This is a genomic window from Tropicibacter alexandrii (assembly GCF_003667315.2).
Taxonomy (GTDB): Bacteria; Pseudomonadota; Alphaproteobacteria; order Rhodobacterales; family Rhodobacteraceae; genus Tropicibacter; species Tropicibacter alexandrii.
Genome location: NZ_RCTZ02000003.1, coordinates 113536 through 127623, shown reverse-complemented (window position 1 = coordinate 127623; position 14088 = coordinate 113536). Strand labels below are relative to the sequence as shown.

General features: G+C 62.9%; 15 protein-coding genes. 13 read left to right on the top strand and 2 right to left on the bottom strand.

The window, feature by feature from the left end:
• The first annotated feature begins 81 nt into the window (after positions 1-81).
• The 3 genes from D8Z78_RS04985 to D8Z78_RS04975 all read left to right on the top strand — a co-directional run bounded on the left by D8Z78_RS04985 (position 82) and on the right by D8Z78_RS04975 (position 3289).
• A complete protein-coding gene (locus D8Z78_RS04985) occupies positions 82-1884 on the top strand; it encodes a PHA/PHB synthase family protein (protein WP_121631308.1) in 1803 nt (600 codons plus the stop codon).
• Between the two features lie 128 nt (positions 1885-2012).
• A complete protein-coding gene (locus D8Z78_RS04980; RefSeq protein ID WP_121631309.1) occupies positions 2013-2462 on the top strand; it encodes a phasin family protein in 450 nt (149 codons plus the stop codon).
• A gap of 299 nt (positions 2463-2761) precedes the next feature.
• Positions 2762-3289 (top strand): GNAT family N-acetyltransferase, encoded by a 528-nt coding sequence (locus D8Z78_RS04975; protein ID WP_121631310.1) that lies wholly within the window; start codon positions 2762-2764, stop codon positions 3287-3289.
• Positions 3290-3511: 222 nt separating this feature from the next.
• Here D8Z78_RS04975 and D8Z78_RS04970 read toward each other — a convergent pair whose 3' ends face one another.
• Positions 3512-4351, bottom strand: coding sequence for a universal stress protein (locus D8Z78_RS04970; protein WP_121631311.1), 840 nt, complete (start codon positions 4349-4351; stop codon positions 3512-3514).
• 196 nt (positions 4352-4547) lie between these two features.
• On the opposite strand from D8Z78_RS04970, the gene ccoN reads away from it, so the two are divergent.
• The 5 genes from ccoN (at position 4548) to D8Z78_RS04945 (ending at position 8562) form a co-directional block, all read left to right on the top strand.
• Positions 4548-6158 (top strand): cytochrome-c oxidase, cbb3-type subunit I, encoded by a 1611-nt coding sequence (gene ccoN, locus D8Z78_RS04965; RefSeq protein WP_121631312.1) that lies wholly within the window; start codon positions 4548-4550, stop codon positions 6156-6158.
• Between the two features lie 14 nt (positions 6159-6172).
• Complete coding sequence (gene ccoO, locus D8Z78_RS04960) at positions 6173-6901, top strand: cytochrome-c oxidase, cbb3-type subunit II (protein ID WP_121631313.1); 729 nt, start codon at positions 6173-6175, stop codon at positions 6899-6901.
• 11 nt (positions 6902-6912) lie between these two features.
• Complete coding sequence (locus D8Z78_RS04955) at positions 6913-7080, top strand: cbb3-type cytochrome c oxidase subunit 3 (protein WP_121631314.1); 168 nt, start codon at positions 6913-6915, stop codon at positions 7078-7080.
• 12 nt (positions 7081-7092) lie between these two features.
• Positions 7093-7977 (top strand): cytochrome-c oxidase, cbb3-type subunit III, encoded by an 885-nt coding sequence (gene ccoP, locus D8Z78_RS04950; protein ID WP_121631315.1) that lies wholly within the window; start codon positions 7093-7095, stop codon positions 7975-7977.
• A 372-nt stretch (positions 7978-8349) separates the two neighbouring features.
• Positions 8350-8562, top strand: coding sequence for a hypothetical protein (locus D8Z78_RS04945; protein WP_121631316.1), 213 nt, complete (start codon positions 8350-8352; stop codon positions 8560-8562).
• A gap of 44 nt (positions 8563-8606) precedes the next feature.
• On the opposite strand, the gene D8Z78_RS25200 is transcribed toward D8Z78_RS04945, so the two are convergent.
• Entirely contained in the window at positions 8607-8741 is a 135-nt protein-coding gene (locus tag D8Z78_RS25200; protein WP_255446334.1) for a hypothetical protein, read from the bottom strand.
• A gap of 99 nt (positions 8742-8840) precedes the next feature.
• Here D8Z78_RS25200 and D8Z78_RS04940 point away from each other — a divergent pair, with 99 nt between their 5' ends.
• From D8Z78_RS04940 to ccoS, 5 genes are all read left to right on the top strand, one after another.
• A complete protein-coding gene (locus D8Z78_RS04940; protein WP_121631317.1) occupies positions 8841-9743 on the top strand; it encodes a LysR family transcriptional regulator in 903 nt (300 codons plus the stop codon).
• A gap of 79 nt (positions 9744-9822) precedes the next feature.
• A complete protein-coding gene (gene ccoG, locus D8Z78_RS04935; protein WP_121631318.1) occupies positions 9823-11241 on the top strand; it encodes a cytochrome c oxidase accessory protein CcoG in 1419 nt (472 codons plus the stop codon).
• The gene (locus tag D8Z78_RS04930; protein WP_121631432.1) at positions 11241-11720 is read left to right on the top strand and encodes a FixH family protein; all 480 of its coding nucleotides are present in this window, start codon (positions 11241-11243) and stop codon (positions 11718-11720) included. Before ccoG ends, D8Z78_RS04930 begins: the two co-directional genes overlap by 1 nt.
• Before the next feature lies 1 nt (position 11721).
• A complete protein-coding gene (locus D8Z78_RS04925; protein ID WP_121631319.1) occupies positions 11722-13908 on the top strand; it encodes a heavy metal translocating P-type ATPase in 2187 nt (728 codons plus the stop codon).
• A 2-nt stretch (positions 13909-13910) separates the two neighbouring features.
• Positions 13911-14069 carry a cbb3-type cytochrome oxidase assembly protein CcoS gene (gene ccoS / locus D8Z78_RS04920; protein ID WP_121631320.1) on the top strand — a complete coding sequence of 53 codons (159 nt, stop codon included), beginning with the start codon at positions 13911-13913 and terminating at the stop codon, positions 14067-14069.
• The last annotated feature ends 19 nt before the right edge of the window (positions 14070-14088 follow it).

Sequence of the window (14088 nt, the reverse complement as noted above, 5' to 3'; positions counted from 1 at the left end):
CGGGCCATTTCGTCGCTTTGCCCATTCCATCCGGCGACGGTAATTTCTGCACAGCAGCGAAGATAGAGGGATTTCGTTAATATGACAACAAAAGAGGTGGCCGCAGGTGCAAAACCATCGCGGCTGGAGGAGAACCTCGAAAAGGTCGAGGAACTTTCCCAACGTCTTATCAATGCCTTGACACGCAGACATTCGACACCCGAGGCGCTCAACGCGCCGGCGCCGGACCTGTATGCCAAAGCCGCGCAGGCCTATGTGCAGGAATGGATGACGAATCCGGCTCGACTGGTGGAACAGCAGGTCAGCTATTGGGGCAAGACCGTCACCCATTTCGTCGAGGCGCAGCAGGCGCTCGCCAAGGGGCAACTCAAGGCGCCCGACGATCCCGGCCCCTCGGACAAGCGGTTCCGCAACCCGCTCTGGGACACCCACCCCTATTTCAACTTCGTCAAGCAGCAATACCTGATCAACGCCGACGCGATCCGCGAGGCGGTTGAGGCGATGGACGATCTCGATGAACGGGAAAAGCGCCGCATCCGCTATTTCGCGCAGCAGATCACCGACATGTTCGCGCCGACCAACTTCCTTGCCACCAATCCCGACGCCCTGCAGAAAGCGGTCGAGACCGAGGGCGAAAGCCTCGTCCGCGGGCTGGAGAACCTCGTCGCGGACCTCGAGGCCAACAATGGCCAGATGCTGGTCCGGCTGGTCGATGAAAGCGCCTTCGAAGTGGGCGAGAACATCGCAACCGCCAAGGGCGAGGTCGTGTTTCGCAACCGGATGATGGAGATCATCCAGTATTCGCCCACCACCGAGACCGTGCATGAAACGCCGATCGTGCTGTTCCCGCCTTGGATCAACAAGTTCTACATCCTCGATCTGAAGCCGCAGAACAGTTTCGTGCGCTGGGTCGTCGATCAGGGCTATACCCTGTTCGTCGTCAGCTGGATCAACCCCGATGGCGACTATCGCGACGTGGGCCTCGAAACCTATGTCGAAGAGGGCTACCTGAAGGCGATCGAAGTCGCCAAGCAGGCCTGCGACGTCGACAAGATCAACGTCATCGGCTACTGCATCGCGGGCACCACGCTGGCGCTGACCCTCGCGCTGCTGAAAAAGCGCGGCGACAAGTCGATCAAGTCCGCGACCTTCTTTACCGCGCTCACGGATTTCAGCGATCAGGGCGAATTCACGCCCTTCCTGTCCGACGATTTCGTCGACGGGATCGAGCAGGAGATCGACCAGGAAGGCATCCTGCCCTCCTTCATCATGGCGCGGACGTTCTCGTTCCTGCGGTCCAACGACCTGATCTACGGCCCGGCGATCAAGTCCTACATGATGGGCGAAACGCCCCCGGCCTTCGACCTGCTCTACTGGAACGGCGACGGCGCCAACCTGCCCGGCAAGATGACGATGGAATACCTGCGCGGCCTGTGCCAGCGCAACGAATTCGCCGGTGATGGCTTCGAGATGTTCGGCGAAAAGCTTCAGCTCAAGGATGTCGATGTGCCGCTGATGTCGATCGCCACCGAGACCGATCACATCGCCGCCGCCCGCGACGTCTATCGCGGTGTGCAAGCCATGGGGTCGCGCTCAAAACAGTTCGTGCTGGGCCAGTCGGGCCATATCGCGGGCATCGTCAACCCGCCGGGCAAGCCGAAATACGGGCACTACCTGAATGACGACCTTGGCCTCGACTTCGACGACTGGATGACCTCTGCCGAACATCACGAAGGCTCGTGGTGGCCGCATTGGCAGGCCTGGATCAAGAAGCGGTCGGGCAAGCAGATTCCGGCGCGCACCCCCGGTGATTCGACCTTCGAACCGCTGGCCCCTGCCCCGGGCACCTATGTGCGCATCAAGGCGAACAAGCTAAATCAGTGACTTGCGCGAATAATGCTGCGATGCAGAAATTTCACTTGAAATGCTGCACCGCAGCATCCATATTGGTTTCAAGCTGCAGAACAAAGGCGGGGTGGGCCCGCGGCAGTTGAACCAAAGGATTGACTACCATGGCACAGACTCAAGACTTCACCGCGATGATGAAAGAAATGATGGGTGCATTCCCGGTCGACACCAAGGCAATGGAAGGCGCGTTCAAGACCACCGCCACCATGAACGAAAAGCTGTCCTCCGTGGCTCTGGAAGCCGCTGAGAAGTCGACCGAGCTGTCGGCAAAGTGGACCAAGGACACCCTGTCCAAGCTGGCCGACATGTCGAAAGCCAAGTCCGAGCCGGCTGATTACGCCAAGGCGATGACCGATTTCGCATCCGCTCAGGCCGAAGTTGCCGCCGAGAACATGGCTGCCTTCGCCGAGATCGCGAAGAAGGTCCAGATGGACACCGTGGAACTGATGATGGCAGCTGGCAAGGACTTCTCCGAAGACGCCACCGCCGCCGTCAAGAAGGCCACCGACGACATGACCGCAACCGCGAAGAAAGCAACCGCGGCTGCGAAGTAATATCGGTCCTTCGGGACTGACACGGATTTTGCGCCCTCTCCTCCCATTCTGGCGCAAATTCCTGAGGCAGGTTCTTCGGAACCTGCCTTTTTTCATGCCATGAATGCCTGCCAGTCCGACGCGACCCGCAATGTCTGGTCAGAGCCCTTGATGACAAATGTTGCGCGCTCATTGAACGACGGCTATGATAGCAACGTCATGAAGTGGGCAAATGCCAATGGATAGAATGAAGCTGACATGCCCGCCTTCCCAGCCTATCGTTTGTTCATTGACCTTCCTTTGGACATTTTAAGCGGGCTATGAACGATATCAGGCTTGAGACTTGCGAAGAACTGCCAGCCAAGGACGAACTAAACGGCATTCTGTCGCAGTATTATGAGCTAATTGTACAGCGCATGCGGGCCATGGGTTTCGACATCGATCTTGCGGCGCCGAAAAGCGCACTCGCTGAATTTTGGGATAACTCGGATGACTACTTGCCTCCAAAGGGATGCTTGGTCATTGCCCGCTCTCCGGAGGGCGAGATCGTCGGCTGTGGTATGATGAAGTGTCTTGGGCCAGATACCGGGGAACTCAAAAGGGTTTTTGTCACTGAAAAAGCCAGAGGAACGGGCACTGGACGCGCGTTGATCGAAGCGCGTGAGAATGTTGCCCGGAAAATGGGTCTCAAACGGCTAATCGCGGACACGCTCACTCCAAATGTGGAAATGAGAGACCTGTACCCCAAGCTTGGGTTTGTGGAGTTGGACGCACCGGTAGAAACGACAACATATTTAGATCAACCAATGTTACGGCCGCATCTGCACTATTTTGCCAAAGACATTTGACACGTCCTCCGCGGTGAGGCTGCTTGCCACGGGCCTCCTGTAACACCTGCCGAAAGCAGCCATTGGCAAAGCGGCAGCGAATGCCCGGTCAGTCCGCACAGCCGACCTCCAACGCGAAACCTCCCGAAGAGACCTTCGGGAGGTTTTTTCGGACATGGCGTCCTGACCACAGGGTGTTCGGCCGTTCCGCGCTCCTCGCCCTGTCGCAGATCGCCGCGCCGGTCAGTGCGCCATGAAGACCGGCACCTGCGCCTGTTCCAGCATGTTGCGGGTTGCGCCACCCAGGATCGCCTCGCGGAAGCGCGAATGGCCATAGGCGCCCATCACCAGCAGATCCGCCTCGACATCGATGGCATGGCGCTGCATCACGTCCGAGATGCGCGGCATGGTGCGTGACAGTACGTCGATTTCGGCCCGCACACCGTGCCGCGCCATCCATGCCGACAGCGCGCCGCCGGGATCGGAGCGGTTCGGCCCGTGTTTCGGCGGATCGACCACCACCACATGCACCGCATCCGCCTGCACCAGAAGCGGCAGCGCCGCCCGCACCGCGCGCAACGCCTCGGCGCTTTCGTTCCAGCCGATCAGGATGCGCTGCGGCGCCACCTTTGGCGTGACATCGTCTGGCGTGACCAGCACCGGCACCTGCCCCTCGAACAAGGCGCCCTCGACCACCGGTTCCAGCTCTATGCCGTGACCCTCGCCATAGGGCTTGGGCAGCACCACAAGGTCTGCGAACCGCGCCCGCGCCGCCACGTGCCGCCCGATATCGGCCAATTGCGCCACGCCGCTTTCGACGCTCCAGCGCAGGTCGTGGGCCTGCATCCGCGTGCGCGCAGCCTCGGCCAGCGCCTCGGCCTCGGACGTGGCGCGAGCCAGCGTTTCCTGAAGCACCATCGCGTTGGCGCCCGCATAGTAGTAGCCGGTCTGGGTGCGATCGACGCCGAGACACAGCACGTCCAGATGCGCATCGTGCCCGGCGGCCACCGCCGCCGCGTGATCGAGTGTGCTGTTCAGCAGGTCCGCATCGGTGCAAACCGTCAGAATCGTCTTGTAGCTCATGGAATCCTCCTGCTCCGCTGACGTGACCCACGCTAACGTACCGGCGACCTGCGCACTTTGACGCGGGTCAAACACGCGGGCGACCTCCATTGATGCAGATCAATGTATCTTTTCGCCCCCCGCCCCAAACACGGACCAGTCAAAAACGCGCGCACGGGCGAAATCGAATCGTGTGCGTCAGACGAAGGGACGAAACATGTTGAACTATCTCAAGCTAATCGTGCTTGGCCTGATCGCGATTTTCGCCGCGGTCGCGACCAACTATGCACGAGATGTGGCTTACATGGTCCACGCGTTCATCATCCTGCTGGTTTCGGCGGGGATGTTCGTCTGGGTCTTGCGCCGCACCGATGAGCCGGTCGTGCCGGCTCCTCAAAACGAATATATGGACGGCGTCGTGCGTTACGGCGTCATCGCAACCGCCTTCTGGGGCGTTGTCGGCTTTCTGGTCGGCACGTTCATCGCCGCCCAGCTGGCCTTTCCCGCGCTCAACTTCGACTGGGCCGAAGGCTATGCGAACTTTGGCCGCTTGCGCCCGCTGCACACCTCGGCGGTGATTTTCGCATTTGGCGGCAACGCCTTGATTGCCACCTCGTTCTACGTGGTGCAGCGGACGAGCGCCGCGCGCCTGTGGGGCGGCAATCTGGCATGGTTCGTCTTCTGGGGCTACCAGCTGGTGATCGTGCTGGCCGCGACCGGCTACCTGCTGGGCTCGACCCACGCCAAGGAATATGCCGAACCGGAATGGTACGTGGACTGGTGGCTGACCATCGTCTGGCTCGCCTATCTGGCCGTCTTCGTCGGCACCATCGTGAAGCGCAAGGAACCCCACATCTACGTGGCGAACTGGTTCTACCTGTCCTTCATCCTGACCGTCGCCATGCTGCACGTGTTCAACAACCTTGCCATCCCGGTGTCGATCTGGGGCTCGAAATCGGTGCAGGTGTTCAGCGGTGTGCAGGACGCGATGGTGCAGTGGTGGTACGGCCACAACGCCGTGGGCTTCTTCCTGACTGCGGGCTTCCTCGGCATGATGTACTACTTCATCCCGAAGCAAGCCGAACGTCCGGTGTTCTCCTATAAACTGTCGATCATCCACTTCTGGGCGCTGATCTTCATCTATATTTGGGCCGGTCCGCACCACCTGCACTATACCGCGCTGCCCGACTGGGCCTCGACGCTGGGCATGGTGTTCTCGGTCGTGCTGTGGATGCCGTCCTGGGGTGGGATGATCAACGGCCTGATGACGCTGTCCGGCGCATGGGACAAGCTGCGCACCGACCCGGTGATCCGCATGATGGTGATTTCCGTGGGCTTCTACGGCATGTCGACCTTCGAAGGGCCGATGATGTCGATCCGCGCGGTCAACTCGCTGAGCCACTACACCGACTGGACCATTGGTCACGTGCACTCTGGCGCGCTTGGCTGGAACGGCATGATCACCTTTGGCGCGCTTTACTACCTCGTGCCGAAGCTGTGGAACCGTGAGCGTCTGTATTCGCTGTCGCTGGTCTCTTGGCACTTCTGGCTCGCCACCATCGGTATCGTCTTCTACGCCGCCTCCATGTGGGTGACCGGCATCATGGAAGGCCTGATGTGGCGTGAGGTCGATGCAAACGGCTTCCTCGTGAACACCTTTGCCCAGACCGTGGACGCCAAGTTCCCGATGTACGTGGTGCGTGCCTTGGGTGGCCTGCTCTTCGTCGCCGGTGGCGTGATCATGTGCTACAACCTGTGGATGACCGCGCGTCGTGCCCCTGCTGTCGAAGCAAGTGCCGCCGCCGCTCACGCCACTCCGGCCGAATAAGGAGGGCCGAGAGAATGGGTATCCTGAACAAACACGCGATCCTTGAAAAGAACGTCTCGCTGCTGGCCATCTTTGCCTTTCTGGTGGTGACCATCGGCGGTCTGGTGCAGATCGTGCCGCTTTTCTATCTCGAAAACACCATCGAGGATGTCGAGGGCATGCGCCCCTACACCCCGCTGGAACTGGCCGGGCGCGAAGTCTACCTGCGCGAGGGCTGCTATGTCTGCCATAGCCAGATGATCCGCCCGATGCGCGACGAGGTCGAACGCTACGGTCACTACTCGCTGGCTGCCGAATCCAAGTACGACCACCCCTTCCAATGGGGGTCGAAGCGGACCGGGCCGGATCTGGCCCGCGTCGGCGGTCGCTACTCGGACGAATGGCACCTCGACCACCTGCGCGATCCGCAATCGGTGGTGCAGGAATCGGTCATGCCGAAATACGCCTTCCTCGAAGAAAAGCTCATCGAGGGAGAGTATATCGGCGACCTGATGCGGACGCATTCTTGGGTCGGTGTCCCGTACACCTCCGAGATGATCGAAGCCGCACAGGCCGATTTCAAGGCACAGGCCGATCCGGACAGCGACTATGACGGTCTGCTGGAACGCTACGGCGAGAACGTGAACATCCGCAACTTCGACGCCGCACCCGGCGTTTCCGAGGCGGACGCGCTGATCGCCTATCTGCAAATGCTGGGCACGCTGGTCGACTTCTCGACCTTCACGCCTGACGCAAGCCGCTGAGGGAGGGGATCATGGAAACCTATTCCTTCCTGCGGCAACTCGCAGACAGCTGGGCGCTTCTGGCGATGTTCCTCTTCTTCCTTGGGATCGTGGTCTGGGCCTTCCGGCCCGGGTCCAAGAAGACCCACGAAGACGTCGCGAACATCCCGTTCCGCCACGACGACAAGCCCGCCGGATAAGGAGGCCGGGACATGGTAGACAAAAAGCAAGACGATCTCGACTACGAGACGACCGGCCACGAGTGGGACGGTATCAAGGAATACAACAAGCCCCTGCCCAAGTGGTGGCTGTACACCTTCTACATCTGCATCGTCTGGGGGATCGGCTACACCATCGCCTATCCCGCATGGCCGGGCATCACCGGGGCGACGCCGGGTCTGCTCAAATTCTCGACCCGCGCACAGGTGGCCGAAGAGATCGAGGCGGTCAGTCAGGCCAATGCCGAGATCAATGGCCAGTTGGCCGAGGCCGACATGGTTGCGCTCGCGGCTGACAGCACGTCGGACCTGCACGGCTATGCCGTCAATGCCGGTGAGGCGGTGTTCAACACGTGGTGCATCCAGTGCCACCAGACCAACGGCGCTGGCGCCAAGGGCTACCCTGCCCTGCTGGACGACGAATGGCTCTGGGGCGGCGATATCGAGTCGATCCAGACCACGATCACCGTCGGCGTCCGCCAGCCCTCGGACGAGGATTGGCTGCGCCAGTCGGAAATGCCCGCCTTTGGCCGCGATGGCCTGCTGGAAGACGAGCAGATCGATCAAGTGGTCAACTACGTGATGTCGCTGTCGGGCGACCCGCGTGACGCCGAGGCCGCGACCGCAGGCGAAGAGGTGTTCCTCGACAACTGCGCCTCCTGCCACGGCGAGGATGCCAAGGGCGACCGCGCCATCGGCGCGCCGAACCTCAGCGACGCGATCTGGCTGTATGGCGGCGACTACGACACGCTGATGGAGACGGTGAACAATGCCCGTTACGGTGTCATGCCGAACTGGAACGAACGCCTGACCCAAGCCGAGATCAACGCCGTGGCGATCTATGTCCACGGGCTCGGCGGCGGCGAAGCCACGCAGTAAGACGTCCCCTTCTGACGCACAGGATCAGGGCCGGGTTTTTCCCGGCCCTTTTCTTTGTCGAGCCCCGGCGCCCCGATGTCTGTCATGTGGGCGGCCTGCCTGCGACCCGGAAATCCATCGCCGGACCACTCAATAGATGCATCGAAATTATTTTTTGCGAACAAGGGATTACCGGCGGAAAACTTGACTCAGGTCAAAGTCGCAGGCGCGGGGCTGTCGCATGGTGGGCACATAGGCCGGGGCCCTCCCCCCGGTACGAAACACCCCCGCCTTCGGGCCGGGGCGTATGGCGCCGATGCCCTGTCCTGTTCGCGCGTTTCCTGGGGCATCGGCGCATTTTCATTCCCTGTCCGACATGGCAAGACAGCGGGCATGACGCTGCTCATCCTGTCTTCTTGCGCAACCCTTGCCTGCCTTGCGGGATTGTTGCGGCTGCGCGCCCGCCTGCGCCGCTTGGGCCTGCCCGAACACGAAATCGGGCGCCGCGCGCTGGCGACGCCCGTGGGGCTGGTCTGTTTCTGGGGGGCGATTCTGGGCGGCGCCGTCGCGATCACCGCCGCTGCCGTTCTGGTCGCCTTTCCCTGATCTGCCGGGGGCGCAAGACCCGCATCGGCACCACGACAACCGGATCAATCATTGCGCCGATCCGCAAAGCGGCGAAACGGCAGGTCCGCGTCCAGCCAGCGGGTGGGTTCCTTGGCCGGCGCGCGGCGGTCGTCGCTGCGCGTGGCAGTCATGAAGCTCTTTGCGAAAATGCCCAACATGGCGTGTCTCCTTTGTCGTCCTGAGGCCCCCTCACCTTGACGAAAACCGCCTTGCCATGCGACTCAGGAATAAATCCCATATGTAAGCTGGAATTACACATGAACTGGTCGACCCTGCCGCCCTTGTCTGCCTTGCGCGCCTTTGCCGCCTACGCGCAGACACGATCCGTCACGCAGGCGGGCGCGGCGCTGAATGTCAGCCATGCCGCCATCAGCCAGCAGATCCGCGCGCTGGAAAACCATCTGGGTCTGACCTTGCTCGACCGTGGCGCGCGGCAGGCCAGCTTGACCCCCGAGGGCGAGACGCTGGCCCGCGCCCTGCTCGACGGGTTCGGCGCGATGATGACCTGTATCGAGGCCCTGACAGGCGCCGATGCCGACCGACCCTTGCAAATTTCCACCACACCGACGCTGGCCGCCAACTGGCTTCTGCCCCGCTTGCCGCGATTTCACGAAAAACACCCGGATATCAGCCTGATGATCGACCCAAGCGCCAAGGTGCAACCGCTGGAGCCAGGCGGAATCGACGTCGCGTTGCGCTATGGCAATGGCGACTGGGCCGGGCTCGTCTCCGAGCTTCTGATCGCCTCGCCCATCGTCGTGGTGGCCGCCCGCAAACTGGTCGGCGACGCCCCGATCACCGATCTCGCGGACCTGTCCGTCTACCCGTGGATGCAGGAGCTGGGCACTTCCGAGGCCTCCGACTGGTTCACCGAAAAGGGCCTGCATGAAAGCCTGCCGAGGGTCATTTCCGCGATGCCCGGCAACCTGATGATCGAGGCGGCCCGGCAGGGTCAGGGCGTCGCCACCGTCGCCCGCGCCTTTGTCGAGCATGACATCGCTGCCGGACGCCTGCGCCTTCTGTTTCAGGACGAACGTAAGAAGGGCTATCACGTCGTCACGCGCCCCGGCGCGCCTCGTCCGCCCTTGCGCGCCTTTCTGACATGGCTGCGGCGCGAGGCCACGGGGGCTGTCGCGCCAAAAGCTTCAACTCAGATATAGAAATTGATGCAGGTCAAAGCCGCCTGCCCGCGCACCTGTGACAAGGGGCGCAACCAAGACCTTAACGGAGCGATATCCCGTGTCCGATTCACCTGCACCGCAGCTATACGCCGCCCGCGAGCCGATCTTTCCCCGGCGCGTCAGCGGCAAGTTCCGCAACCTCAAATGGGTGCTGATGGCGCTCATGCTGGGCATCTACTACATAACCCCTTGGATTCGCTGGGATCGCGGACCCCAACTGCCGGATCAGGCGGTGCTTCTGGACCTTGCGGAACGGCGCTTCTTCTTCTTCTGGATCGAAATCTGGCCGCATGAATTCTACTTCGTCGCGGGCCTGCTGATCATGGCGGGGCTTGGGCTGTTCCTGTTCACCTCCGCTTTGGGGCGCGTCTGGTGCGGCTATGCCTGCCCGCAGACCGTCTGGACCGACCTCTTCATTCTCGTGGAACGCTGGATCGAGGGCGACCGCAACGCCCGCCTGCGCCTGCACCGCCAGAAGAAACTGGATTTCCGCAAGATCCGTCTTCGGCTCACCAAGTGGACCGCGTGGTTCCTGATCGGTCTGGCCACCGGCGGGGCGTGGGTGTTCTATTTCGCCGATGCGCCGACCCTGCTGCGCGATCTGGTGACGCTGAACGCCCATCCGGTCGCCTATACGACCATGCTGATCCTGACGCTGACGACCTTCTTCTTTGGCGGGTTCGCGCGGGAACAGATATGCATCTATGCCTGCCCTTGGCCCCGTATCCAGGCCGCGATGATGGACGAGGATACGCTGACCGTCGGCTACCGCGAATGGCGCGGCGAACCGCGCGGCAAGGGCAAATCCCGCGAGGGGCTGGGCGATTGCATCGACTGTTACGCCTGCGTCAATGTCTGCCCCGTGGGCATCGACATCCGCGACGGCCAACAGCTGGAATGCATCACCTGCGCGCTGTGCATCGACGCCTGCGATGACATGATGGCGAAGATCGGCAAGCCGCGCGGCCTGATCGACTATCTCGCCCTGTCGGACGAGCCGCGCGAGCGCGAGGGCAACGCGCCGCGTCCCGTCTGGCAGCACGTCTTCCGCCCACGCACCATGATGTACACGGCGCTTTGGTCGCTGGTGGGCATCGGGCTGGTCTTTGCCCTGTTCATCCGCCCCGAGATCGAGCTGAACGTCGCCCCGGTGCGCAACCCGATCTTCGTCACGATGTCCGATGGCTCGATCCGCAACACCTATGACGTGCGCCTGCTGAACAAGCATGGCGAGGACCGGCCCTTCCGCATCTCGCTCACGGGCAACGAATTCCTGCGCGTCCAGTTGGAAGGCACACCCTATGAAACGGTCAATGTGCCCGCCAATGCGACGCTCAACCAGAAGGTCTACGTCGTGGCGCCCGCAGGCTCTCAGCCTGCCGCCGATGAACGGACCGAGTTCCGCTTCTGGGTCGAGGACCTGACCAATGGCGACCGCGCCTGGAAAGACACTGTATTCAACGGGAGAGACCAATGATGGCCGCAACAAAACCCGCGAAAAAGGAATTCCGCCTGACAGGCTGGCACGTTCTGGCGATCTTTGTCGGCGCTTTCGGGATCATCATCGGGGTGAATATCGCGCTGGCGGTGAATGCCGTGCGCACCTTCCCGGGGATCGAGGTCGAAAACGGCTATATCGCCAGCCAGACCTTCGATGATCGCCGCGCCGCGCAAGAGGCGCTTGGCTGGGATATCGAGGCGCGCATTCTGGAGGATCGCATCACCCTGTCGATCACCGATGAGACGGGCCGCCCCGTTCAGGCGGCCAAGCTGTCGGCCAAGATCGGCCGCCCCACCAACCAGTCCGAGGACCTGAACCCGGACTGGGGCTTCAACGGTACCGAATACGTGGTCTATGAAACGCTCCGCCCCGGCAACTGGGACATCTGGCTGACCGCCACATCTTTGGATGGCACGCTGTTCGAACAGCGGCTCGAAGTGAGCATCGGAGGCTGACATGACCGCGACGATGCGCCCCCCCGTCTCCGCCTGCCCGGCCTGTTCCGCTGCCCCGGCGGCGGAACGTCTGGCCGAGATGGACGCGCCGACCGAGGCGCATATCGTGTTGTCGCTGCCGACCATCCACTGTGCCGCCTGCATGGCCACGGTGGAACGCGCGCTTGGCGCGGCCCCGGGCGTGCGCTCGGCCCGCGTCAACCTGACGATGAAGCGGGTCAGCATCGAGGCCGACCCAGACCTGACCGCCGAAGACCTGATCCCCGTGGTCGAGGGCGCGGGCTACGAAGCGCATGAACTCGACACCACGGCGATGTCCGCCACCGCAACCGACCGCGCCGGGCGCGAGTTGCTGATGCGGCTGGCCGTGGCCGGCTTTGCCTCGATGAACGTCATGCTCCTGTCCATCGCCGTCTGGTCCGGGGCCGAGGGCCAGACCCGCGACCTCTTTCACTGGATTTCTGCGATCATCGTGGTTCCGGCGGTGGCGTTTTCCGCCCAGCCCTTCTTCAAGAACGCCTATACCGCGCTGAAGGCCCGCGCCCTGAACATGGATGTGCCGATCTCGCTCGCCATCCTGCTGGCGCTGGTGACGTCGCTTTGGGAAACCACCCTGTCCGGTGAACACGCCTATTTCGACGCGGCGATTGCCCTGACCTTCTTCCTGCTGACGGGCCGCTATCTGGATCACCGCACGCGCTCGGTCGCGCGCTCGGCGGCCGAGGAACTGGCCGCGCTCGAAGTGCCGCGCGCCTTCCGCGTGACACCCGAGGGCGAGGAGCAGGTCAGCGTGGCCGACCTGCGCGTGGGCGACCTGATCCATGTGCGCCCCGGTGGCCGCATGCCCGTCGATGGGGTCATTGCCGAGGGCACCTCGGAACTCGACCGATCCTTGCTGACCGGCGAGACCCTGCCGGTCTACGCCGCCCCCGGTCAGGATGTCAGCGCCGGTGAGGTCAACCTGACCGGCCCGCTGACCATCCGCGCCACCGCCGTTGGGCGCGACACCTCGCTGCACCGCATGGCCGATCTGGTGGCGGTCGCTGAATCGGGCCGCTCGCGCTACACCTCGCTGGCCGACCGCGCGGCCAAGCTTTATGCGCCGGGTGTCCATATCCTGTCCGCGCTCAGCTTCGTCGGCTGGTTCCTGTATTCCGGCGATCTGCGCGTGGCGCTGAACATCGCCGCCGCCGTGCTGATCATCACCTGTCCCTGCGCCTTGGGTCTGGCCGTGCCCGCCGTCACCACCGCCGCCTCTGGCCGGTTGTTCAAGAAGGGTCTGCTGATCAAGGATTCGACGGCGCTGGAGCGTCTGGCACAGGTCGACACGGTGGTTTTCGACAAGACCGGCACGCTAACCGCAGGCACGCCCGAACTGACCAATCTGGGCGATTTCACCCGCCGCGACCTGCAAATCGCGCTGGCCTTGGCGTTGGGCTCTGCCCACCCGCTGTCGCGCGCCCTGACCAGCGCCGCGCAAGACGCAGGCATCACGCCCGAGCAACTCGAAGACATCCGCGAGATCCCCGGCCACGGCACCGAAGCCCTTTGGCGCGGCCAGACCGTCCGCCTTGGCCGCTCCGCTTGGGTCGGTGGCGGCCAGACCGACCAGACCGCCGCGTGGCTGCGCATCGGCGACGGGCCTGCGCAAGCCTTCACCTTCACCGACCGGCTGCGCGACGGCGCCGAGGCCACGGTGAAGGCCCTGCAAGAGGCTGGTCTCGACGTGATCCTGATGTCCGGCGACACCACCGCCACGGTCGAGTCGCTTGCGCACCGGCTTGGCATCCAGCATTGGCTGGCCGAGGCCCTGCCGCAGGACAAGGCCGCGCGCATTCAGGCCCTGTCGAACGATGGCGCGCATGTGCTGATGGTCGGTGACGGGCTGAACGACACCGCCGCGCTGACTGCCGCCCATGCCTCGATCTCGCCCGCCTCGGCGCTGGATGCGGCGCGCGTGGCCTCGGATATCGTGCTGCTGGGCAGCACGCTGGCGCCGATCCCCGATGCCGTGCAGACCGCCCGCAAGGCCACCCGCCGGATCAAGGAGAACTTTACCATCGCGACATGGTACAACATCATTGCAGTGCCGCTGGCGGTGGCGGGGCTCTGCTCGCCGCTGATCGCCGCCTTGGCCATGTCGGCCAGCTCGATTACCGTGTCGCTGAACGCGCTACGCCTGAGGTAAGCATGAACATCCTGACCTACCTGATCCCGATTTCGCTCGTTCTTGGCGGGGCGGGGCTGCTGTTCTTCGTCTTCACCATCCGCAGCAACCAATATGACGACCCCGAAGGGGACGCCCGCCGCATCCTGTCCGGCGAATACGACGACAAGCCCAAACAATAGGCGCGACAGCCCGTAGGCC

Bases quoted from the DNA above. Each gene is read 5' to 3' on its own strand.
- D8Z78_RS04975 (WP_121631310.1), top strand. From the start codon at position 2,762: ATGAACGATATCAGGCTTGAGACTTGCGAAGAACTGCCAGCCAAGGAC.
- ccoP (WP_121631315.1), top strand. From the start codon at position 7,093: ATGGTAGACAAAAAGCAAGACGATCTCGACTACGAGACGACCGGCCAC.
- D8Z78_RS04940 (WP_121631317.1), top strand. From the start codon at position 8,841: ATGAACTGGTCGACCCTGCCGCCCTTGTCTGCCTTGCGCGCCTTTGCC.
- D8Z78_RS04980 (WP_121631309.1), top strand. From the start codon at position 2,013: ATGGCACAGACTCAAGACTTCACCGCGATGATGAAAGAAATGATGGGT.
- D8Z78_RS04970 (WP_121631311.1), bottom strand. From the start codon at position 4,351: ATGAGCTACAAGACGATTCTGACGGTTTGCACCGATGCGGACCTGCTG.
- D8Z78_RS25200 (WP_255446334.1), bottom strand. From the start codon at position 8,741: ATGTTGGGCATTTTCGCAAAGAGCTTCATGACTGCCACGCGCAGCGAC.
- ccoN (WP_121631312.1), top strand. From the start codon at position 4,548: ATGTTGAACTATCTCAAGCTAATCGTGCTTGGCCTGATCGCGATTTTC.
- D8Z78_RS04930 (WP_121631432.1), top strand. From the start codon at position 11,241: ATGGCCGCAACAAAACCCGCGAAAAAGGAATTCCGCCTGACAGGCTGG.
- D8Z78_RS04985 (WP_121631308.1), top strand. From the start codon at position 82: ATGACAACAAAAGAGGTGGCCGCAGGTGCAAAACCATCGCGGCTGGAG.
- ccoO (WP_121631313.1), top strand. From the start codon at position 6,173: ATGGGTATCCTGAACAAACACGCGATCCTTGAAAAGAACGTCTCGCTG.
- D8Z78_RS04925 (WP_121631319.1), top strand. From the start codon at position 11,722: ATGACCGCGACGATGCGCCCCCCCGTCTCCGCCTGCCCGGCCTGTTCC.
- D8Z78_RS04955 (WP_121631314.1), top strand. From the start codon at position 6,913: ATGGAAACCTATTCCTTCCTGCGGCAACTCGCAGACAGCTGGGCGCTT.
- ccoS (WP_121631320.1), top strand. From the start codon at position 13,911: ATGAACATCCTGACCTACCTGATCCCGATTTCGCTCGTTCTTGGCGGG.
- D8Z78_RS04945 (WP_121631316.1), top strand. From the start codon at position 8,350: ATGACGCTGCTCATCCTGTCTTCTTGCGCAACCCTTGCCTGCCTTGCG.